Origin of the sequence: uncultured Nevskia sp., assembly GCF_903885465.1 — a bacterium.
Classification (GTDB): domain Bacteria; phylum Pseudomonadota; class Gammaproteobacteria; order Nevskiales; family Nevskiaceae; genus Nevskia.
Window position 1 is genome coordinate 1 of the sequence record NZ_CAISIQ010000341.1, and the last position, 19736, is coordinate 19736.

The window sequence follows — 19736 nt, forward strand, 5'->3', positions numbered from 1 at the left end:
AGGTCACCATCCAAAGCCGGCTCCAGCTTTGTTTTTTCCACACTAACGGGAACGCTCATGTTCCGGACAGTACCCACACCACCGACGCCGGAAGCAATCGCGAGCAGTCGTTCTACCGCTTCGTCATCCCAGCTATCAGAGAGATTTTCTTCTGATGATTCGTCCTGCAAGTAGAACTGAAAATAATCCGCAAAAATCATCAAACTGAATCGCTGCATGATCGTTCTACCTGACGCTAGATGCATTTCGTTGTTTCGCAGGACCTCATTGCTGAGCCGCTCCCGCAGCCAGCTCAAACAAACTCGTCGCCTCAGTATCCAGAACCACAACATCAGCCTGGTTCTTCACCAACCACCGCCACCTCACCGACCCCATCCGTCCCGACTTCGAGACCCCAGTCTCCAGCACCTCGAGATGCACACTGATCTCGTCATTCGGCCGCACCGGCGCCAGCCACTTCAGATAAGCCAGGCCGGGCGAACCAATCGAACCCGAATCCTTTAGTGGCCCATCGACGACCAGCCGCATCGCCGTGCTCGCGGTGTGCCAGCCGCTGGCGATCAGGCCGTTCCAGCGGCTGTTGGCGGCGCGTTCGGGATCGGTGTGGAACCACTGCGGGTCCCAGTCGGTGGCGAACTTGATGATCCGCTCTTCGGTCATCAGTACCGGGCCGAGAACGAAGGTCTGGCCGGTGTGGTATTCGGGAAATTTCATGGTGATCGGGTCGTATCGAAGAGAGTGAGGAAACCCGATTCGATCACGGCCATGACCAGCCGGTCCAGCCTCAGGACACCCAGCGCTTCGCCAGCTTGCGAGCCAGCGTGCGGCGATGCAGGCCCAGGCGGCGGGCAGTTTCCGAGATGTTGAAGCCGGTCTCGGCGAGCACTTCGTGGATGCGCTCCATCTCCAGCGTCTTCAGCGAGGTCTGCCGGCCGCTCATCGGCAGGTCTTCGGCTTCGATGACCGACTCGCCGGCGAACGCGGCCTCGATGTCGTCGGTGTTCGAGGGCTTGACCAGATAGTTGCTGGCGCCGAGCTTGATCGCTTCGACGGCGGTGGCAATGCTGGCATAGCCGGTAAGCACGACGATCACCAGTTGCGGATCGTGGCCGTGCAGATGGCGGACCACGGCCAGGCCGGATTCCTGGCCGAGCTTCAGATCGACCACGGCATGGGTCGGCTTGGCTTCGGCAAGCACGGCGATTGTGGCTTCGAGGCTGGCGGCGCTGTGCACGGTATCGCCGCGGCGCTCGAACGAGCGCCGCAAGGTGCGGGCGAAGGCCGGGTCGTCCTCGACGATCAGCAGGGTGCGTCCGCTCATGCTCCGCCCTCGCCGCGTTCGAACACCAGTGCGCTCAGCGGCAGTTGCAGCCGGACGATGGCGCCGCCGTGTTCGCCGTTGATGACGTCGACATGGCCGCCGAACTTGCGCAGTACGTTGACCACCAGGAACAGGCCCAGGCCGCTGCCGGGGCGATTCTTGCTCGATTGATAGGGCTTGCCGATGCGCGCCAGCATCGCCTGCGGAAAGCCCGGGCCGTGGTCGCGCACGTCGATGGTCAGCAGGCTGTCGCGGCAGCGCACGGTGACGCCGATCCAGCTCGGCGAAACTTCGCGGGCATTGTCGAAGACGTTGAACAGCACCTGGCGCATCGCCGAATCGGAGACCACCGGCGTGCGGTGAAAGGCCTCGCGATCGAGCGGTTCCTCGACGACGTAATCGAGCGTGACGCCGGGCCACAGGCTGCGCCATTCATCGACGGTATCGCCGAGCGAGTGGGCGACCGTGGTCAGGATCGGCCGTTCGCCGCGCGCTTCGCCGGCCGACAGCAGGATGCCGTTGACGATGTCCTTGATCCGCCGCAGCTCGGCATCGACATCATCCAGTTCCTGGCGCAGATCCGGATGCTCGCGGAACTCCGGAAGATGTCGCCAGTCGCCGATGATGACCGACAAGGTCGACAGCGGCGTGCCCAGTTCATGAGCAGCGCCAGAGGCCAGCAGGCCCATGCGGACGATGTGATCTTCCTCGGCGGCGTGCTGGCGCAGATCGGCCAGGTTGCGGTCGCGGCGACGCAGGTTGGTGCCGATCTGGCGGATGAAAACCACCAGCAGCAGGATGTCGAGCACGAAGCAGACGAGCATGCCGAGCACGTGCAGATCGAAGGCCGTGCGCTGCGCATGCTCGCCAAACACCAGCGGCACGTGATGGTCGATCAGCACGACGAAGCACACACAGGAATAGGCGACCAGCACCCAGGTGGAGCGCATCTCCAGCAGGATGGCGCCCAGGGTCACCTGCATCAGGTACAGGAACACGAAGGGGTTGGTCGCCCCGCCGCTGAGGTAGAGCAGCGCGGTCAGCGCGGTGATGTCGATGAACAGCCCGGTCATCAGCTCGCTGTCGCGCACTTCGCGGTCCGGCCGCGGCCTCAGCATGCTGTACAGGTTGAACAGCACCAGCACGCCGACGACGCCGAACATCGTCGCCATCGGCAGCTGCAGGTCGAACAGGACGGTGCTCAAGCCGATGGTCAGCGCCTGGCCGAACACCGCGAGCCAGCGCAGCTGCACCAGCAGCATCGCGTTCTGATGGTTCGCCGTTTCGCCGAGCGAATCGAGCAGCGAGAAGCGGCGCGGCGGAGCGGGAAGCGCGGTCATGAGCCGGATGGTAGCAGCGGACCCCGGTCGCTCCATCTCAAAGGGATTCGGCATGACCGCGGGATCTGCGCCGGCGCCAGTCCGGGCGGATCACCAGCAGTGCGCCGGCCAGGCTCAGCGCGGCGAGGCCGTACCAGGTCAGCGCGTAGACCAGATGGCTGTTGTGGAAGCGCACCACGGTCAGCCCGCCGACCGGACCGCCGCGCACGCTGCTGCCGGCATCGATGAAGTAAGGCGCAACGCGCTCTGCCGGCAGGCCACGAGCCGCAGCGATTGCCAGGACATCGCGGGAATACCAGCGGCTCTGCACGGGATCATTGCGGCGCAGGAAGCCGCCGCGCGGCTCGCTGAGGCGCAGCAGGCCGTCGATGGCGACGATGCCCTCCGGCTGGCCATCGGCACGGGTCGCTGGCTCACGCTGCGCGGGATCGACGAAGCCGCGGTTGATCAGCACGGTCCAGCCATCGACCGTTTCCAGCGGCGTCAGCACCCAGCAGCCGGGGCCGCGCACAGTGACCGCCTGGGTGCAGGTTTCCAGATCGTGGTGGTAGCGGCCGGAGACGCGGAGTCGCCGGTATTCGTCGTCCCGGTCAATGCGATCCCAGGCGGCAGGGCCGGGCGCTTCAACCGGCGACGCCTGCAGCTGCGCCTCCACTCGCTCGATCAGCGCCAGCTTCCAGGTCCGCCGTTCGAGCTGCCAGCTGCCGAGCGCCACGAAGCCGATGAAGGCCAGCGCCAGCCCTGCCAGCAGCGCTAGCCGAGGCCAGCGCCGTGGCCGGGCCTTGTCCATCAGGGCTGGTTGCGCAGCTCGTGTTCGTCCATCGGCATCATGTTGGCGTTCATGTGGTACATGACCCACAGCGAGCCCGAGATCGCGATCACCACCAGCACGATGGTGAAGATCGCCGCCAGCATGTTCCAGCCAGCCTGCGAACGGGTGTCGAGGTGCAGGAAGTAGACGACGTGCACCAGCATCTGGGCGATCGCGAAGACCACGATGATCGCCGTGGTGATGCGCTTGTCCGCGAACACTTCGCCGATCACCAGCCAGAACGGGATCGCGGTCAGGAACACCGACAGCAGGAAGCCGATCAGGTAACCGCGCAAGCTGGCGTGCGGCAGTTCGTCGCCGTCGTGGTGGCCCTCGTCATGGCCGTGAACATGGCTTTCGACCGGCCGGGCATCGGAGCCATGAACATTGGCGGCACTCATCGCAGGGCTCCCATCAGATAGACAACCGTGAAGACGCCGATCCAGATGACGTCGAGGAAGTGCCAGAACAGCGACAGGCAAGCGAGCCGGCGACGGTTCGCGGCGGTCAGGCCCCAGCGGCCCAGCTGGGTCAGCAGCACCACCAGCCAGACGATGCCGAAGCTGACGTGCAGGCCATGGGTGCCGACCAGGGTGAAGAACGCCGACAGGAATGCACTGCGCTGCGGCCCTGCCCCTTCATGGATCAGATGATGGAACTCGTACATCTCGATGCCGACGAAGGCCAGGCCGAACAGGCCGGTGACGGCCAGCCACAGCATCGTCGGCTTGACCCGGTGGCGCTGCATTTCCAGCATCGCCATGCCGTAGGTGATCGACGACAGCAGCAGCATCGCGGTGTTGACCGCGACCAGTTCGAGATCGAACAGATCCTTCGGTGACGGTCCGGCCGCGTAATTGCCGCCGACCACGCCATACATCGCGAACAGCACCGCGAAGATCAGGCAGTCACTCATCAGGTACAGCCAGAAGCCGAGCATCGTGCCGTTGGCAGGATGATGCTCGCCGCTGACCAGGTAGCGGTTGCCGGTCTCTGCCGGCGGGGAGATCGTGCTGCTGCTCATGCTCCGGCCTCCGCCAGCTGACGAGTGCGCAGGTCTTCGACCGCGGTCACCGTTTCGACCGGCACGTGGTAATCGCGGTCGAGATTGAAGGTGTGAACGATCGCGGTGGCGATGAGTGCGGCGAACGCAGCACCCGCCGCCCACCAGATGTGCCAGATCAGCGCGAAGCCCATCACGCCGCTGATACCCGCGAGGATGATGCCGGCCGGCGTGTTCTTCGGCATGTGGATGGCCAGGAAGCCGGTGGTCGGCCGCTGGTAGCCGCCGCGCTTCATGTCCCACCAGGCGTCGATGTCATGCACGCGCGGGGTGAACGCGAAGTTGTAGTCCGGCGGCGGCGACGAGGTTGCCCATTCCAGGGTGCGGCCGTTCCAGGGATCGCCGGAGTCATCGCGCAGCGATTCACGACGCACGTAGCTGACCCGGAACTGCACCAGCATCGCGAGGATGCCGCAACCGATCAGCACCGCGCCGAACGCAGCGACGATGAACCAGGGCTGCAGGCTCGTGTCCTCGAAGTGGCTGACCCGGCGGGTGACGCCCATCAGGCCGAGGATGTACAGCGGCATGAAGGCAAACAGGAAGCCGATCTGCCAGCACCAGAACGACACCCGGCCCCAGAACACATCGAGCTTGTAGCCGAACACTTTCGGGAACCAGTAGCTGACGCCAGCGAACACGCCGAACACCACGCCGCCGATGATCACGTTGTGGAAGTGGGCGATCAGGAACAGCGAGTTGTGCAGCACAAAGTCCGCCGGTGGCACGGCGAGCAGCACGCCGGTCATGCCGCCGATCACGAAGGTGAACATGAAGCCCATCGTCCACAGCATCGGCAGCTCGAAGCGGATGCGGCCGCGATACATCGTGAACAACCAGTTGAACATCTTCGCGCCGGTCGGGATCGAGATGATCATCGTGGTGATGCCGAAGAACGAATTGACACTCGCGCCCGAGCCCATCGTGAAGAAGTGATGCAGCCAGACAAGGTAGGACAGGATGGTGATGACGATGGTCGCGTAGACCATCGAGGCATAGCCGAACAGGCGCTTGCCGCTGAACGTCGACACCACTTCGGAGAACACGCCGAACAGCGGCAGGATCAGGATGTAGACCTCGGGGTGACCCCAGATCCAGATCAGGTTCACGTACATCATCGGGTTGCCGCCGAAATCATTGGTGAAGAAGTTGGTGCCGACCGTGCGGTCCAGCGCCAGCAGCACCAGCACCGCGGTCAGCACCGGGAACGCGGCGACGATCAACACGTTGGTGCACAAGCTCGTCCAGGTGAAGATCGGCATCTGCATCAGGCCCATGCCCGGCGCACGCATCTTGATGATGGTCACCAGCAGGTTGACGCCGGACAGCAAGGTACCGACACCGGCGATCTGCAACGCCCAGATGTAGTAATCGACACCGACCCCCGGGCTGTACGCCGCGCCCGACAGCGGTGGATACGCCAGCCAGCCGGTGGTCGCGAACTCGCCGATGAACAGCGACAGCATCACCAACACCGCGCCGGCGGTGGTCATCCAGAAACTGAAGTTGTTGAGGAACGGAAAGGCCACGTCGCGGGCGCCGATCTGCAGCGGCACGATGTAGTTCATCAGGCCGGTGACGAAGGGCATCGCCACGAAGAAAATCATGATCACGCCGTGCGCGGTGAAGATCTGATCGTAGTGATGCGGCGGCAGATAGCCGTTGGCATCGCCGAAGGCCATGGCCTGCTGGGCGCGCATCATGATCGCGTCGGAGAAGCCTCGGATCAGCATCACGAAGCCGAGCACCATGTACATCACGCCGATCTTCTTGTGATCGATGGTGCAGAACCAGTCACGCCACAGCCAGCCCCAGGCGCGCGCGCGGGTGATCCATACCAGCAGCGACAGGCCGAGCAGACCGGCAACCGCGAAGGTCACCAGGATGATCGGCTCGTGGTACGGAATGGACTCCAGGCTCAGGCGACCCAGGAACACGGAATCGTGCAGCTGCGCCGGCGCGGAATTGGGTTCGGATGCGATGGTCATTTTCGGATCGATTCTGGAATCAGGGCGCGAGGCGGCGGCTGCCATAGAACGCCGGATCGACCGGCGAAGCCATCACGTCGGACGGCAGCGAGCACAGCGCGGCGACATAGACATTGCTGGCCGGCAGCTCGGCACCGCGACGGCGGTCGGCGTCGTAGCTGAGGCGCGTCACGTTGTAGACATTGGCCAGACCCAGACCGCCGCGGGCGTCGATCGCCGCCATGTCGCGCTGGCACATCTTGGTCGGCTCGACACATAGATTCAGCACGGCGTCATAGAGCCCGGCCATGGTCTTGCCGTAGTGACGTACCGGCTCGCGTGCGCTCGGCTTTTCCAGCTGCAGGTATTCGCCGCGGCCCAGCTCGGTATTCGACTCACGAACTGCCGCGACCCAGCGATCGAAGCCCTCGCCGTCCATGCCCTTGAAGTTGAAGCGCATGTGCGAGAAGCCGGCGCCGCTGTAGTTGGCGGAGAAGCCTTCGAAGTCGCCAGCCTTGTTGATCACCGCGTGCAGCCGGGTTTCCATCGCCGGCATCGCGTAGATCTGGCCGGCCAGCGCCGGCACGAAGAACGAGTTCATTACCGTCGATGACGTGATCTGGAATTCGATCGGCACATCGACGGGTGCGGCCATCTCGTTGACGCTGGCGATGCCGTAGTCCGGATAGATGAACAGCCACTTCCAGTCCAGCGCCACCACCTGCACCTTCAGCGGCCGCACGCCTTCCGGCACCGGACGCCCCTCGGCGATGCGATCGAGCTTGCGGAACGGGTCCAGCGTATGAGTGGAGATCCAGGTCACCGCGCCGAGCATGATCACGATCAGCAGCGGGGCCGACCAGATCACCAGTTCCAGCGCCGTCGAGTGATGCCAGTCCGGATCGTGATTGGCTTTCTGATTGGACGCCCGGAAATGCCAGGCGAACCAGCCGGTCAGTATCATCACCGGTACCACGATCAGCAGCATCAGCACGGTGGCAATGACGATCAGATCGCCCTGCCGGGCCGCGATATCGCCGGACGGCGACAAGGTCACCATGTCGCAACCGGCGAGCGGCAAGCTCAGCAGCAGCTGAAGCAGCAGTGAATGCAATCTGGGCAGGCGGGCAGGCATGGACAGCGTCCGGTTCGGCGTACGGGTCTGCGTACGGATCGCAATCTAGGCCCCGGGCCGGCAATCCGCGATTGGACCTTTTGTCCCATCGGCGCGGACCGGCAATCGTGCGAAGGTACGCATCGTTGGCCGAACCGGGCCAGCGCGATCGATCGGGAACATGACGATGTCCAGCACGCCCCAAGCAGGCAATCAGGCAAGCATCAAGGCACCGGCCAAGGCACACGGCACGCAGATCGCGCCTGGCGAAATCGCCATCGGCGTGGTCATCGGCCGACTGTCGGAAATGTTCGACTTCTTCGTCTTCGGCATCGCCTCGGTGCTGGTGTTCCCGTCGGTGTTCTTCCCGTTCGTCGACGCCAGGACCGGCACCTTCTATTCGTTCGCAATCTTTTCGCTGGCCTTCATCGCCCGCCCGTTCGGCTCGGCGCTGTTCCGACTGATCCACAGCCGCTACGGCCGCGGCAGCAAGCTGACCATCGCCCTGTTCGTGCTCGGCACCTCGACCGCCGGCATCGCTTTCCTGCCCGGCTATGCGGTGCTCGGTGAGTGGGCGATCGTGGTGCTGGCGCTGATGCGCATGGCCCAGGGTGTCGGCATCGCCGGCAGTTGGGATGGCTTGCCGTCATTGCTGGCCTTGAATGCGCCACGCAACCGGCGCGGCTGGTACGCGATGCTGCCGCAACTGGGCGGGCCGATCGGCTTCTTCATCGCTGCCGGCCTGTTTGCCTTCCTGGTGTCATCGCTGACGCCGGCCGACTTCCTCGACTGGGGCTGGCGCTACCCGTTCTGTGTCGCCTTCGCCATCAACGTCGTAGCGCTGTTCGCCCGTCTGCGCCTGGTGGTGACACCGGAGTTCACCGCGCTGCTGCAGACCCGCGAACTGGAGCCTTCGCCGACCGGCGAACTGCTGCGCACCCAGCGCGCTGGCATCGTGCTTGGCGCCTTCGCGCCACTCGCGAGCTTCGCGCTGTTCCATGTCGTCACCGTCTTTCCGCTGTCCTGGGTGACCTTGCTGAGCACCGAGAAAGTCAGCGTCGTCGAATGTCTGAGCGTGCAGATGTTCGGATCACTGCTCTGCATCGTCGGCATGCTGCTGTCCGGCCAGATCGCCGACCGCATCGGCCGCCGCGCCACCCTGGCGCTGGGCGCCGGCCTGATCGCGCTGTTCAGCCTGGTCGGCCTGCTGCCGATGTTCCTGCACGGCAGCCTGATCGGCGCGCTGCTGTTCGTGCTCGGCGGCTTCGTGCTGCTCGGCTTCACCCACGCCCAGGCGGCAGGCGCGATCAACTCGACATTCCCGAGCCGCTACCGCTACAGCGGCGCGATCATCACTTCGGATCTCGCCTGGCTGGTCGGCGCGGCCTTCGCACCGCTGGTGGCGCTGTTCATCGCCAGCCGCTTCGGCGTTGGTTATGTCGGCCTGTACCTGCTGTCCGGCGCGGTCGGCACCTTGATGGCACTCGGCATCAACCGCAATCTGGAAATGCGCGAGGACTGAATCCTGCTGCGCGCGGCACTAGCCCGCGCTTAGTAGGTCTCGAGGTGCAGACGCCCTTCCGCCTTCAGCTTCGGATGCAGCGCTCGCCAATCCAGGCCGTGTTGATCGGCGGCATAGCGCAGCGCATCGATGACGCCGTCTTCCATGCCCTTCAGGCCGCAGACGTAGAGGTAGGTGTCGTCGGACTTCAGTAGCGCGGCGATGTCGGCAGCGCGGGCGCGCATCAGATCCTGCACGTAGGTGCGCGGCTGGCCGGGTGTCCTCGAGAACGCCAGGTTGATGTCGATGAACGTCTTCGGCAGCTTCATCAGCGGCCCGAAGTACGGCAGCTCTTCCTGGCTGCGAGCACCGAAGAACAGCATGAGTTGACCATCGCCATCCTGATGCAAACGCCGCCGCCGCTCGGTCATGCCACGCATCGGCGCCGAGCCGGTGCCGGTGCAGATCATCAGCAGATTGGCTTTCGCATCGTCCGGCATCAGGAAGCTGCTGCCGAATGGGCCGATGACTTTCACCTGATCGCCCTTCTGCAGATCGCAGACATAGTTCGAAGCGACACCGCGCACCGGCTGGCCGCTGTGATCGACGAGCACGCGCTTCACGGTCAGCGACAGGTTGTTGTACTTCGGCCGCTCGCCATCGCGCGGGCTGGCGATGGAATACTGACGGGCGTGATGCCGCCGGCCGTGGGCATCGGTGCCCGGCGGGATGATGCCGATCGACTGGCCTTCGAGCACCGGGAATGGCTGCGAACCGAAGTCGAGCACGATGTGGTGGGTGTCGCTGTCGTGATCGGTGGCGGTGACCCGGAAATTGCCGACCACGGTCGCCACCGCCGGCTGCTTGATCGTGTGCAGGTTGACGCTCGGCGTCGCGGCCGATTTCGGCGCCATCGTCGAGCCGCGTGCGCTGTCGAGCGGCGGCGGCGCGAAGCCGGGTTCCTCGTCAGCCGTGCTGCCGGCCGAGATATCTAGCTCCACTTCCTCCGGCAGCTCGTCCCAGCTCAGCTGCGCATCGAGGCTGTAGGCCTCGGCCTTGATCACGCTGCGCCAGTTGTCGATCGAACCGGTCGGGCACGGCGAGATGCAGGCGCCGCAGCCGTTGCAGATGTCCGGGTCGACGACGTAGTTGCGCGAATCGTGGGTGATCGCCTTGATCGGGCAGGTTTCTTCGCAGGTATTGCAGCGTATGCAGATGACCGGATCGATCAGATGCTGCTTCAGCACGGATGGTGCGGGTGCGTTCATGGCGGGCGCTTGAGGAATGTTGTGCGCTTCAATTGAAGCGCACGTACTCCATGTCCATCGGCTGCTTGTTGACGCCCACCAGTGGCGCCGAAATCCAGTTCGCGTACTGCCCCGGCGTGTTGACGCAGCCCATCAGGCTGGTCACGTAGGCGCGGTCGGCGACGGTCGGCAGCCAGTTGGAAACATTGGCGTCCCACTGCGCCTGGCTGATCGGCGAGCCATCCGGTGCGACACGGGCGCCGGACAGCGAACCGATCTGGCGATTGAAGGCCTTGTGCGGCACGGTCAGCCGGAACGGCAGGCCAGCCTTTTCGATGACCTTGTTCCAGCGGCCGATACCGGCTTCGGAATCCTTGATGAAATCGTCTCTGAGCACTTCGTTCAGCGCATTCAGCATCGGCACTTCCTTCTCGACCAGCTTGCCGTCGACGACTTCGAGAATCTTGTAGCCCATGTCCTTCAGCACATGGTCGTCGACTCGCCGGCCTTCCTCGTAACGGCCCTTGATGCCGGACGAATAGAAGGTCGCCGCATTCGAAGATTGATCGGCGCCGAACAGATCGAGCGTCACGCTGTAATGGAAGTTCAGATAACGCTGCAAGGTTCCGAGATCGATCGCGCCGAGCGCGCGCACCTGATCCGGCGCCTCGACGTTGTGCTTTTTCATCAGCTCGCAGGTGCGGGCGATGACTCTCGACACGCCGCTCTCGCCGACGAACATGTGATGCGCTTCCTCGGTCAGCATGAACTTGGTCGTGCGGGCCAGCGGATCGAAGCTCGACTCGGCCAGCGCGCAAAGCTGGAACTTGCCGTCGCGGTCGGTGAAGTAGGTGAACATGAAGAAGCTCAGCCAGTCCGGCGTCTGCTCGTTGAAGGCACCGAGGATGCGAGGATTGTCTTCCTGGCCGGAGCGGCGTTCGAGCAGCGCGTCGGCTTCCTCGCGACCATCGCGGCCGAAGTAGCGGTGCAGCAGGTAGACCATCGCCCACAGGTGGCGGCCTTCCTCGACATTGATCTGGAACAGGTTGCGCAGGTCGTACTGGCTGGGTGCGGTCATGCCGAGATGGCGCTGCTGCTCGACCGACGCCGGCTCGGTGTCACCCTGGGTGACGATGATGCGGCGCAGGTTGGCGCGGTGTTCGCCCGGCACTTCCTGCCAGACGTCCTCGCCCTTGTGCTCGCCGAAATGGATCTTGCGATCCTGCACCTGCGGCGACAGAAAAATGCCCCAGCGATAGTCCGGCATCTTGACGTGATCGAAGTGCGCCCAGCCGCTCGGCTCGGCGGACACCGCAGTGCGCAGATAGACATCGTGCCGATGCGAGCCCGCCGGGCCCATGTCGCCCCACCAGTTCAGAAAATTCGGCTGCCAGTTCTCGAGCGCGCGCTGCAAGGTGCGGTCGCTGGACAGATTGACGTTGTTCGGAATCTTCTGGCTGTAGTCGATCGTGGACATGATGAATGCTCGCTTAAGCTAAAAACAAAAAGGATTCACGCAAAGGCGCCAAGACGCGAAGAACAACAGACGAAAGAACTGGAAAAGAACTGCAGGCGTCGTGATATTGCGTGCCACTACAGGTTCTTTACGCATTCGCTTTCGGAACGTCTTTCTCTGCGTCTCGGCGCCTTTGCGTGAGGAATGATGTTGACGTTGCGGGTGCACAACCTCAGACGCGATTGCGATCGAAGATCGCTTTTTCGCCCTTGCCGTAGACCTTGAGCGCACCCTTGTCGCCGACGGCGTTGGGGCGAATGAAGATCCAGTTCTGCCAGGCGCTGAGGCGGCCGAACACGCGGGTCTCCATGGTTTCGCCGGGGCCGAAGCGCAGGTTCGCTTCGAGGCCGGTCAGGGCATCGGGCGACAGCGCCGCACGCTCTTCGCAGGCGGTGCGGATTTCATCATTCCAGTCGATATCGTCCGGATTCGCGGTGATCAGGCCGAGGCTCATTGCTTCAGCGGAATCGAGCTGCTGGCCGATCGCACGCTTGGCGGATTCCATCGGCGCCGCTTCTTCGTAGAAGCGGCGTGCCAGACGGGCCTTGTGGTTGACCATCGGATAAGCGCCGAAGTTGAGCGCATTGAGCTGGATCACCGGGCCGTTCTCCGGCAGCAGCTGCATGTAGCTGCGGTCCGCCGCGAAGGCGATTTCCGCCAGCGTGCCGACGAAGCAGGAACCCTCTTCGATCAGCGCGAACAAGCTGCGTGACGAGACATCGAGCCGCGCCAGGCAGCGACGCAGCAGGCCGCGCGTTTCGCGCACGAACCAGTTTGCGGCATGCGCTTCGAGTGCGGCATCGCAGGCCAGCACCGCAGCTTGGCTGCCCTCAGTGCGCAGCAGCCAGGTACCGATATCCAGTTCATTGGTCCGCAGATGCAGAATCGCATCGTCCAGCTCGCGGCCCATCTGCAGCGGCCACCAACTGGCGCCGGCTTCGAGAATGCCGGCGAGGTCCGATGGCTGCGCCGCTTTCGGCGCACGCACGGTGAGATGGGCGAGACGCTTGGCGCGGTCGATGCGGATCGATACGTTGCCGTACTCGGCGCCATCCGCGGTGAGGCTGCGATTGATCGGTGTCAGCGCAACGCCCTTGGCATCCGCCGGGCGATCACTCTGCGCGCTGAGCGTGTCGACTTCGGCCTTGATCGCCGCTTCGAAAGCCGCCGGCTTGGCGATCTCGTCGACCAGCCGCCAGTCCTTGGCGCGCTGGCCACGCACGCCTTCGACACTGGTGCAGAAGATGTCGGCGTGGTCATGGCGGACCTTGCGCTTGTCGGTGACTCTGGTCAGGCCGCCAGTGCCCGGCAGCACGCCCAGCAGCGGCACTTCCGGCAGCGACACCGACGACGAACGATCGTCGACCAGCAAGATGCGATCACAGGCCAGCGCCATCTCGTAGCCGCCGCCAGCGCAGGCGCCGTTCACCGCGGCGAGGAACTTTAGGCCGGAATGGCGGCTGGAGTCCTCGATGCCGTTGCGTGTCTCGTTGGTGAACTTGCAGAAGTTCACCTTCCAGGCATGCGTGGAGAGACCCAGCATGAAGATGTTGGCGCCCGAGCAGAAGATGCGGTCCTTGCTGCTGGTGACGACGACGGTGCGCACTTCCGGATGCTCGAAGCGGATGCGGTTCAGCGCATCGTGCAGTTCGATGTCGACGCCGAGATCGTAGGAGTTCAGCTTCAGCTTGTAGCCGGTCTTGATGCCGCCATCCTCGGCGACATCCATCGCCAGCCGCGCAGTCGTGCCGTCGAAGCTGAGCTTCCAGTGGCGGTACTGCGAGGGATCGGTCTGATAGTCGACCTGCAGATCGGCAGCAGCGGGCGGCGTGGCAGGCAGGCTCATCGGAACATCCTCGTGGCGCGACGGTGATGCATTATTGTGCATGCATTATTATGCACGTCAACCCGTCGGAGCTTCAGATGGTCTTCGCGAGCGCTTCGCTCAGTTCCGCATGGCAGCGTTCCAGCGCCTTGCCGCTGGTATCGAAGCGCAGATCGGCTTTGGCATAGAACGGCGCGCGCTCGTTGAGGATCAGCTTGAGATCAGCCATCGCTTCACGGTTGCCGGACATCGGCCGCAGATCGCCCTGGGCGACCACCCGGTTCATGTGCTCGTCCGGCTCCGCGGTCAGCCAGACCGTGTAGCAATGGGCCAGCAGCACGTTGAAGGTCGCCGCTTCGGACACGATGCCGCCCGGCGTTGCGATCACCGCGGCGGGATGCGCCTTCAACGCTTCATCGAGTGCGCGGCGCTCGTAACGGCGATAGGCCGCCGGCCCATACAAGGTATGGATCTGCTCCGGCTTGCAGCCAGCGATGCGCTCGATTTCACGATTCAATTCGACGAAGGGAATGCCGCGCTCGGCAGCCAGCATCCGTCCCAGAGTCGATTTTCCCGCACCGCGCAAGCCGACCAGCGCGATGCGCTGCGAGCGCTGATCGGCCGCGCCGTCGACGCCGAACAGCTCGGTGAGCCGCGCCCGCGCCAGCGCCAGCTCGGCCGGCGTGCGCTCGTGCAGCAGATCGCGGATCAGCAGCCAGTCCGGCGAATCGGTGGTTTCATCGCCGAGCAGTTCGGCAATCGGGCAATCCAACGCGCGGGCGACCTGGGCCAGAATCAGCACCGAAGGATTACCGTCGCCGGCTTCAAGATTGGCCAGGTGCCTCTCGGAGACATCGGCGATCTGAGCCAGCGTTTTCCGGGTGATGCCGCGCCGCGCGCGCAGGCCGCGCACCCGGGTGCCGAGCGCCACCAGCAGCGGCTCGCGGCCGTCTTCAGTCGCAACTTCGACGGGGACTTCGGCAGGGCGTTCGCGGCTCATCGGCGAGTTCGAGCAGGCATTCCGGAAACGCGTCAGGCTTGACGCTGAGATGCATTATGTTGCATTTTCGCCGCGCCTTCCATGAGGCGATTCATCTCGTACCGGGCGCGGACCGCCATGCACCCGGACATTGCGAAGGAGGAGCAGCACCGATGCAAGCCCCGATGCACCCCTCGACGAATCCGACGATCGAGCGCCCGCCCGAGCAATTCAATTTTGCCGCGCACCTGCTGGCGCTGAACGCGTCGCGCGCGGCCAAGACGGCGTACATCGACGACAGCCGCACGATGAGCTACGGCGAACTCGCCAGCCGTGTGCGCCGCTTCGCCGCTGCCCTGCCCGCGCTCGGCCTGCGCCGTGAAGAACGGGTGCTGCTGGTGATGCAGGACTGCGTCGACTGGCCGATCGCTTTCCTCGGCTGCCTGTACGCCGGCGTGGTGCCGGTCGCGGTCAACACCTTGCTGCCGGCGGCGGACTACGCCTGGATGATCAGCCACAGCGGCGCGCGTGCCGTGTTCACGTCGATGAATCTGCTGCCGACCGTGCAAGCCGCGCTGGCTGCGAGTGGCCCACTGCCAGTGTTCGTGTCAGACGCCGACGCAGCAGCGCTGCCTGCCGGCTCGCAACCGTTCGCCATGCTTTCCGACCAAGGTGACGAAGCGATAACGGCCGCTACGACCCATCGCGACGACATCGCCTTCTGGCTCTATTCCAGTGGCTCCACCGGCAAGCCGAAAGGCACGGTGCACACGCAGGGCAATCTGTTCATGACCACCGCAACCTACGGCCGGCATGTGCTGAAGCTCGATGAAAGCGACGTCACCTTCTCGGCCGCCAAGCTGTTCTTCGCCTACGGCCTGGGCAATGCGCTGAGCTTTCCGCTCAGCGTCGGCGCCACCGTCGTGCTGCTCGGCTCGCGGCCGACGGCCGAAGCGGTGTTCGACAAGCTCACGCGTCATCAGCCCACGGTGTTCTTCGGCGTGCCGACCTTGTACGCGCTGATGCTCGCCTCGCCCGCCCTGCCCGCGCGTGATGCCTTGCGCCTGCGCCGCTGCACCTCGGCCGGCGAAGCACTGCCGAAGGACGTCGGCGAGCGCTTCACCGCGCATTACGGCGCCCCGATTCTCGACGGCATCGGCTCCACCGAGATGCTGCACATCTACCTGTCGAACAGCGACGAAGGCCTGCGCTACGGCAGCAGCGGCAAGCCGGTGCCCGGTTACGAGATTCGCCTGATCAACGAGGACGGCCTGCCCAGCGCCGACGGCGAAACCGGCGAGCTGCAGGTGCGCGGCGACAGCGCAGCGCTGATGTACTGGACCAATCGCGACAAGTCCCGCGCCACCTTCATCGGCGACTGGCTGAAGAGCGGCGACAAGTACGTGCGCGATGCCGAAGGCTGGTACACCTACTCCGGCCGCGCCGACGACATGCTGAAAGTCAGCGGCCAGTACGTGTCGCCTTTCGAGATCGAAAGCGGCCTGATGGCGCACGGCGCGGTGCTCGAAGCGGCGGTGATCGGCACGCTGGATGCCGAGGGTTTGACCCGCTGCAAGGCTTTCGTCGTGCTCAAGGACGGCCATGCCCGTAGCCCGGATCTCTGCAGCGAGCTGCGCAGCTTCCTGAAAGCCCGGCTGGCCCCGCACAAGGTGCCGCGCGATCTGGTGCTGATCGACGAATTGCCGAAGACGCCGACCGGCAAGATCCAGCGCTACAAGCTGCGCGAACGCGAAGCAGCCAAGGCGTGAGTGCATCCCTGTTCGCGGCGATCAGGAATCGCGACCGCGATCTGTCGATCGAATACGTCTGGATCAACGCTGAAACGCTGGCTGCGCCGTTGCTGGTGTTCCTGCACGAAGGCCTCGGCTCGGTCGCGATGTGGCGCGACTTTCCAGCGCAGCTCTGCGCCGCCACCGGCTGCCGCGGCTTGGTCTATTCGCGCCCCGCCTATGGCCGCTCGACGCCGAAGCCGCCGGATGAGCGCTGGGGCCCGGACTTCCTGGAAATCCAGGCGCTGGAGGTGCTGCCAGCATTCTTGGCGGCAGTCGGCGTCGATCTGCAACGCGAACGCGTGATCCTGTTCGGCCATAGCGACGGCGGTTCGATCGCTCTGATCCATGCCGCGCATTTCGGCTCGCAGCTGACCGGCATCATCGTGCTGGCGCCACACATCAGGGTCGAACCGATCAGCATCACCAGCATCGAACGCGCACGAGTGACTTACGAGACGACCGACTTCCAGACCAAGCTCGCCCGCTTCCACGACGACGTCGAATCCGCGTTCCGGGGCTGGAACGACGTCTGGCTCGATCAACGCTTCAAGGCCTGGTCGATCGAAGCCTTGCTGCCGCGCATCGCCTGTCCGGTGCTTGCCGTGCAGGGCGTCGATGACGAGTACGGAACGATGGCGCAGATCGACGGCATCGCTGCTGCTGCACCGAAAGTCGAGCTATTGAAGCTCGACGCCTGCGGCCATTCGCCGCATCGCGATCAGCCCGAACGAGTGACTGCCGCGATCATCAGCTGGCTGGCGAAACTTCAGCCCTCGATCAGATCGTAATCGCCCTTCGCCGCGCCGCACTCCGGGCACATCCAGTCATCTGGAATGTCCTCGAAGCGGGTGCCCGGTGCGATGCCGGCGTCGGCGTCGCCGAGGGCTTCATCGTAGACATGCGAGCAGTAGCGGCAGCGATAGCGGCGGTTGGCGGTGCTCATCGGTTCTCCTCCGATTAGTTTTGTTTTGATGGCGCTTTGATAGCGCCTTGATTGGGCTCAGGCGGCTCGGGCCTGAGGCTGTGATTGTTCGGTGGTCGCTGGTGCCGGATGAATCGTCGGCCGGATCGCGAAGCCATACTGGATCGCCAGATCGCGCTGGCGCAGCGCCGGTTCCAGCAGCTGCCAGACGCGGACGTTGTTGTAGAACGGCGTGGTCGGATACAGGTGATGGATCAGATGGAAATTCTGGTACTGCAGCGCCGGCGTCATGAAGCCTTCATGGCCGAGGCGGATCGCCGTGGCCTTGGTCAGGTTCTCGTCCTGGCGCACGTCGTGCGGCACATGCGGCAGCCAGAAGAAGCTGAAGCCGAGGGTCAGGAAGATCATTCGCGACGGCACGAACCAGAGCATCACCAGATGCCAGAAATAACCGTTGGCGATCAGCGCGCCAAAGACCACGGCCGTGCCTGCGGTCAGCCACAGTGAACGGCGCAGGTAGGGCTTAGAGATCTTGTCTCCATAGCGAATGGAGTGGATCAGATAGAGCAGATCGATCGCGATCCAGCGAAATGGAAGACTCCAGCTCGGGCCGTGCAGGATCTGGTCCGGATCGCGCGGGCCGCCGGTGAAACGGTGATGCAGGATGTGGCCCCAGCGGAACAGCTTCAGATCGACATACGGCGCGCCGAGCCAGACGGTGGTCTGGCCGATGAAGTCGTTCAGCTTTGCATTGGTCGAGATCGCCCGATGAATGGAGTCGTGGACGATCGAGAACGCGAAGTAGCCGATGACGCTATTGATGACCATGCCCCACCACAACGGCATCACTCCAATACCGGCCAGCACGTAGCTGGACAGGTAGACGCCGACCACCAGCACCCACAGCGCGACGGTTGGCCAGGCGATGTCGGGCGCACGGGTCAGACGATTGAATTCGGCCTTCTGCTCGGGGCTCAGGCCGTTCAGCGATACGGGGGCAGTGCTCATGTAGAACTCACAGGTAAGCGGATCTGGAACGGTTCAGCCGCGCGGGCCGGGACGTCGACGCCGGGGCGCGATCAGGACATCGCTGGGTGGAACGCGCGGCGGCCGGTTCGGGTCTGGACGGCGGCGCGCGCTTGCGGCAACTGGAGCGGCCGCCGGGACAGCCATCGGAGCCGCTTGCGCCTTGCTGCCGATCATCGATTCGATCATCGGCTCCAGCAGATCCTCCAGGCTGCAGCCATGCACCAGCTGACCGGCAACGTGCAGGGTCATCAGACCATGCAGCGACATCCAGAACAGATGGGCGACCTGACGGGCATCGCCATGCAGCAGGCCGGCGTCGATCGCCGACTGCGCCACTTCCACACCGTGCTCCACCACTCGCTGGCGCGCGGCCAGCAGGTCCGGGTACTGGGCCAGCGGCGTCGGGTGTGCGGCGAAGATCAGCAGGTAGTCGGTCGGCCAGCGGCGCACGTAATCGATGTAGGCCTCGGCCACAGAGCGGATGCGCTCCAGCGGCGGCGCCTTGGCGCGCTCCTGCTCGTGCACGTGGCGATCGAAGGCCTGGGTGCACTCGGTGCGCAGCGCGATCAGCAGCGCTTCCTTCGATTCGAAGTAGCGATATGGCAAGGTGTGGCTGATGCCGGCCATTTCGGCCAGGCGGCGCAGCGAGATGGCATCGATGCCCTCGCGACGATAGATGTCGAGCGCCAGCCACACCAGGCGCTGGCGCATCGCATCGAGGCTTTCTTGACTTAACGGGGCTCGTGGCATAACTTGATTTAACACTGTAAATTATACAGCGTCAAATTTTGATTCGGCAGCATCGACATGCCGGACATAACACCACCAGAACGCGAGGAGAACGCATGAGCACCCAGACCGCCCCGCTGCGCCATGACCCGGCTGCAGGCCATCCGTTGATCGATGGTCCCGAAGGGCTGACACCGGCCTGGCTGACTGCAGTGCTACGCGCCAGCGGCCGTATCCGTGCCGCGCAAGTGACCAGCGCCAGCACCGCCGCGGTCGGCAACGGCATGCTCGGCACCAACCTGCGCATCACCCTCGCTTACGATCTCGCCGAAGCCGGCGCCCCGGCAACGCTGGTCGCCAAGATGGCCGCCGCTGGCGAAACCAGCCGCGCCTCCGGGACCGCGCTCGGCCTTTACGAGCGCGAAACGCGCTTCTATCAGGTGGTCGCGCCGCGTCTAGGACCCGTCGTGGCCACCGCGCTGTTCGCCGACATCGCCGCCGACAAGACCACGTTCTGCCTGCTATTCGAAGACCTCGCTCCCGCCCGCGGCGGCGATCAGCTGACCGGTTGCAGCCTGG

The 19736-nt window shown here is 64.3% G+C and carries 18 protein-coding genes and 2 pseudogenes; 4 read left to right on the top strand and 16 right to left on the bottom strand.

Translation table 11 applies throughout. The annotated features are described in order from the left end of the window. The 9 genes and pseudogenes from QZY06_RS13395 to cyoA all read right to left on the bottom strand — a co-directional run. Positions 1-218, bottom strand: a pseudogene (locus QZY06_RS13395) (hypothetical protein); the annotation flags it as partial. Positions 219-264: 46 nt separating this feature from the next. After that, the gene (locus QZY06_RS13400) at positions 265-714 is read right to left on the bottom strand and encodes a MaoC family dehydratase (protein WP_295685267.1); all 450 of its coding nucleotides are present in this window, start codon (positions 712-714) and stop codon (positions 265-267) included. Between the two features lie 70 nt (positions 715-784). Next, positions 785-1321 (bottom strand): response regulator, encoded by a 537-nt coding sequence (locus QZY06_RS13405; RefSeq protein WP_295685270.1) that lies wholly within the window; start codon positions 1319-1321, stop codon positions 785-787. Further along, positions 1318-2661 (bottom strand): ATP-binding protein, encoded by a 1344-nt coding sequence (locus QZY06_RS13410; RefSeq protein WP_295685273.1) that lies wholly within the window; start codon positions 2659-2661, stop codon positions 1318-1320. The genes QZY06_RS13405 and QZY06_RS13410 overlap by 4 nt, the downstream gene beginning before the upstream one ends. Before the next feature lie 37 nt (positions 2662-2698). Next, positions 2699-3451: an SURF1 family protein gene (locus QZY06_RS13415; RefSeq protein ID WP_295685276.1), complete on the bottom strand. Its 753-nt coding sequence runs from the start codon at positions 3449-3451 to the stop codon at positions 2699-2701. Continuing rightward, positions 3451-3873 carry a cytochrome o ubiquinol oxidase subunit IV gene (gene cyoD / locus QZY06_RS13420; RefSeq protein ID WP_295685280.1) on the bottom strand — a complete coding sequence of 141 codons (423 nt, stop codon included), beginning with the start codon at positions 3871-3873 and terminating at the stop codon, positions 3451-3453. Before cyoD ends, QZY06_RS13415 begins: the two co-directional genes overlap by 1 nt. Next, entirely contained in the window at positions 3870-4496 is a 627-nt protein-coding gene (gene cyoC / locus QZY06_RS13425) for a cytochrome o ubiquinol oxidase subunit III (protein ID WP_295685283.1), read from the bottom strand. Before cyoC ends, cyoD begins: the two co-directional genes overlap by 4 nt. Continuing rightward, a complete protein-coding gene (gene cyoB, locus QZY06_RS13430; RefSeq protein ID WP_295685286.1) occupies positions 4493-6523 on the bottom strand; it encodes a cytochrome o ubiquinol oxidase subunit I in 2031 nt (676 codons plus the stop codon). The genes cyoC and cyoB overlap by 4 nt, the downstream gene beginning before the upstream one ends. A gap of 19 nt (positions 6524-6542) precedes the next feature. Beyond that, a complete protein-coding gene (gene cyoA / locus QZY06_RS13435; RefSeq protein WP_295685288.1) occupies positions 6543-7637 on the bottom strand; it encodes a ubiquinol oxidase subunit II in 1095 nt (364 codons plus the stop codon). Positions 7638-7803: 166 nt separating this feature from the next. On the opposite strand from cyoA, the gene QZY06_RS13440 reads away from it, so the two are divergent. After that, complete coding sequence (locus tag QZY06_RS13440; RefSeq protein ID WP_295685291.1) at positions 7804-9138, top strand: MFS transporter; 1335 nt, start codon at positions 7804-7806, stop codon at positions 9136-9138. Positions 9139-9167: 29 nt separating this feature from the next. Here the strand turns inward: QZY06_RS13440 and boxA are convergent, their stop codons facing one another. The 4 genes from boxA to QZY06_RS13460 all read right to left on the bottom strand — a co-directional run bounded on the left by boxA (position 9168) and on the right by QZY06_RS13460 (position 14705). Further along, positions 9168-10385 (bottom strand): benzoyl-CoA 2,3-epoxidase subunit BoxA, encoded by a 1218-nt coding sequence (gene boxA, locus QZY06_RS13445; RefSeq protein WP_295685294.1) that lies wholly within the window; start codon positions 10383-10385, stop codon positions 9168-9170. A gap of 28 nt (positions 10386-10413) precedes the next feature. Then, positions 10414-11841: a benzoyl-CoA 2,3-epoxidase subunit BoxB gene (gene boxB / locus QZY06_RS13450; protein WP_295685297.1), complete on the bottom strand. Its 1428-nt coding sequence runs from the start codon at positions 11839-11841 to the stop codon at positions 10414-10416. A gap of 211 nt (positions 11842-12052) precedes the next feature. Continuing rightward, positions 12053-13726, bottom strand: a complete 1674-nt coding sequence (gene boxC / locus QZY06_RS13455; protein ID WP_295685300.1) for a 2,3-epoxybenzoyl-CoA dihydrolase — start codon at positions 13724-13726, stop codon at positions 12053-12055. A gap of 73 nt (positions 13727-13799) precedes the next feature. Next, positions 13800-14705 carry a helix-turn-helix transcriptional regulator gene (locus QZY06_RS13460; RefSeq protein ID WP_295685303.1) on the bottom strand — a complete coding sequence of 302 codons (906 nt, stop codon included), beginning with the start codon at positions 14703-14705 and terminating at the stop codon, positions 13800-13802. Positions 14706-14857: 152 nt separating this feature from the next. Here QZY06_RS13460 and QZY06_RS13465 point away from each other — a divergent pair, with 152 nt between their 5' ends. Continuing rightward, positions 14858-16453: a benzoate-CoA ligase family protein gene (locus QZY06_RS13465; RefSeq protein ID WP_295685306.1), complete on the top strand. Its 1596-nt coding sequence runs from the start codon at positions 14858-14860 to the stop codon at positions 16451-16453. After that, complete coding sequence (locus QZY06_RS13470; protein WP_295685309.1) at positions 16450-17265, top strand: alpha/beta hydrolase; 816 nt, start codon at positions 16450-16452, stop codon at positions 17263-17265. Before QZY06_RS13465 ends, QZY06_RS13470 begins: the two co-directional genes overlap by 4 nt. Here the strand turns inward: QZY06_RS13470 and QZY06_RS13475 are convergent. Genes QZY06_RS13475 through QZY06_RS13485 form a run of 3 tightly spaced genes read right to left on the bottom strand, consistent with a single transcriptional unit; the run spans position 17244 to position 19139 of the window. Next, a complete protein-coding gene (locus QZY06_RS13475) occupies positions 17244-17420 on the bottom strand; it encodes a rubredoxin (RefSeq protein ID WP_273455013.1) in 177 nt (58 codons plus the stop codon). The genes QZY06_RS13470 and QZY06_RS13475 overlap by 22 nt on opposite strands. Before the next feature lie 57 nt (positions 17421-17477). Then, entirely contained in the window at positions 17478-18407 is a 930-nt protein-coding gene (locus tag QZY06_RS13480; RefSeq protein WP_295685313.1) for a fatty acid desaturase, read from the bottom strand. Between the two features lie 33 nt (positions 18408-18440). Then, entirely contained in the window at positions 18441-19139 is a 699-nt protein-coding gene (locus tag QZY06_RS13485; RefSeq protein WP_295685315.1) for a TetR/AcrR family transcriptional regulator, read from the bottom strand. Positions 19140-19273: 134 nt separating this feature from the next. Between QZY06_RS13485 and QZY06_RS13490 the strand changes: the two are divergent. Next, positions 19274-19736, top strand: a pseudogene (locus QZY06_RS13490) (hypothetical protein); the annotation flags it as partial.

What these genes read in the sequence shown, in the direction of transcription:
- cyoC (WP_295685283.1), bottom strand. Translation starts at nt 4,496, where the DNA reads ATGAGCAGCAGCACGATCTCCCCGCCGGCAGAGACCGGCAACCGCTAC.
- QZY06_RS13460 (WP_295685303.1), bottom strand. Translation starts at nt 14,705, where the DNA reads ATGAGCCGCGAACGCCCTGCCGAAGTCCCCGTCGAAGTTGCGACTGAA.
- cyoA (WP_295685288.1), bottom strand. Translation starts at nt 7,637, where the DNA reads ATGCCTGCCCGCCTGCCCAGATTGCATTCACTGCTGCTTCAGCTGCTG.
- QZY06_RS13480 (WP_295685313.1), bottom strand. Translation starts at nt 18,407, where the DNA reads ATGAGCACTGCCCCCGTATCGCTGAACGGCCTGAGCCCCGAGCAGAAG.
- cyoD (WP_295685280.1), bottom strand. Translation starts at nt 3,873, where the DNA reads ATGAGTGCCGCCAATGTTCATGGCTCCGATGCCCGGCCGGTCGAAAGC.
- cyoB (WP_295685286.1), bottom strand. Translation starts at nt 6,523, where the DNA reads ATGACCATCGCATCCGAACCCAATTCCGCGCCGGCGCAGCTGCACGAT.
- QZY06_RS13485 (WP_295685315.1), bottom strand. Translation starts at nt 19,139, where the DNA reads ATGCGCCAGCGCCTGGTGTGGCTGGCGCTCGACATCTATCGTCGCGAG.
- QZY06_RS13415 (WP_295685276.1), bottom strand. Translation starts at nt 3,451, where the DNA reads ATGGACAAGGCCCGGCCACGGCGCTGGCCTCGGCTAGCGCTGCTGGCA.
- boxB (WP_295685297.1), bottom strand. Translation starts at nt 11,841, where the DNA reads ATGTCCACGATCGACTACAGCCAGAAGATTCCGAACAACGTCAATCTG.
- boxA (WP_295685294.1), bottom strand. Translation starts at nt 10,385, where the DNA reads ATGAACGCACCCGCACCATCCGTGCTGAAGCAGCATCTGATCGATCCG.
- QZY06_RS13405 (WP_295685270.1), bottom strand. Translation starts at nt 1,321, where the DNA reads ATGAGCGGACGCACCCTGCTGATCGTCGAGGACGACCCGGCCTTCGCC.
- QZY06_RS13440 (WP_295685291.1), top strand. Translation starts at nt 7,804, where the DNA reads ATGTCCAGCACGCCCCAAGCAGGCAATCAGGCAAGCATCAAGGCACCG.
- QZY06_RS13465 (WP_295685306.1), top strand. Translation starts at nt 14,858, where the DNA reads ATGCAAGCCCCGATGCACCCCTCGACGAATCCGACGATCGAGCGCCCG.
- QZY06_RS13410 (WP_295685273.1), bottom strand. Translation starts at nt 2,661, where the DNA reads ATGACCGCGCTTCCCGCTCCGCCGCGCCGCTTCTCGCTGCTCGATTCG.
- boxC (WP_295685300.1), bottom strand. Translation starts at nt 13,726, where the DNA reads ATGAGCCTGCCTGCCACGCCGCCCGCTGCTGCCGATCTGCAGGTCGAC.
- QZY06_RS13400 (WP_295685267.1), bottom strand. Translation starts at nt 714, where the DNA reads ATGAAATTTCCCGAATACCACACCGGCCAGACCTTCGTTCTCGGCCCG.
- QZY06_RS13475 (WP_273455013.1), bottom strand. Translation starts at nt 17,420, where the DNA reads ATGAGCACCGCCAACCGCCGCTATCGCTGCCGCTACTGCTCGCATGTC.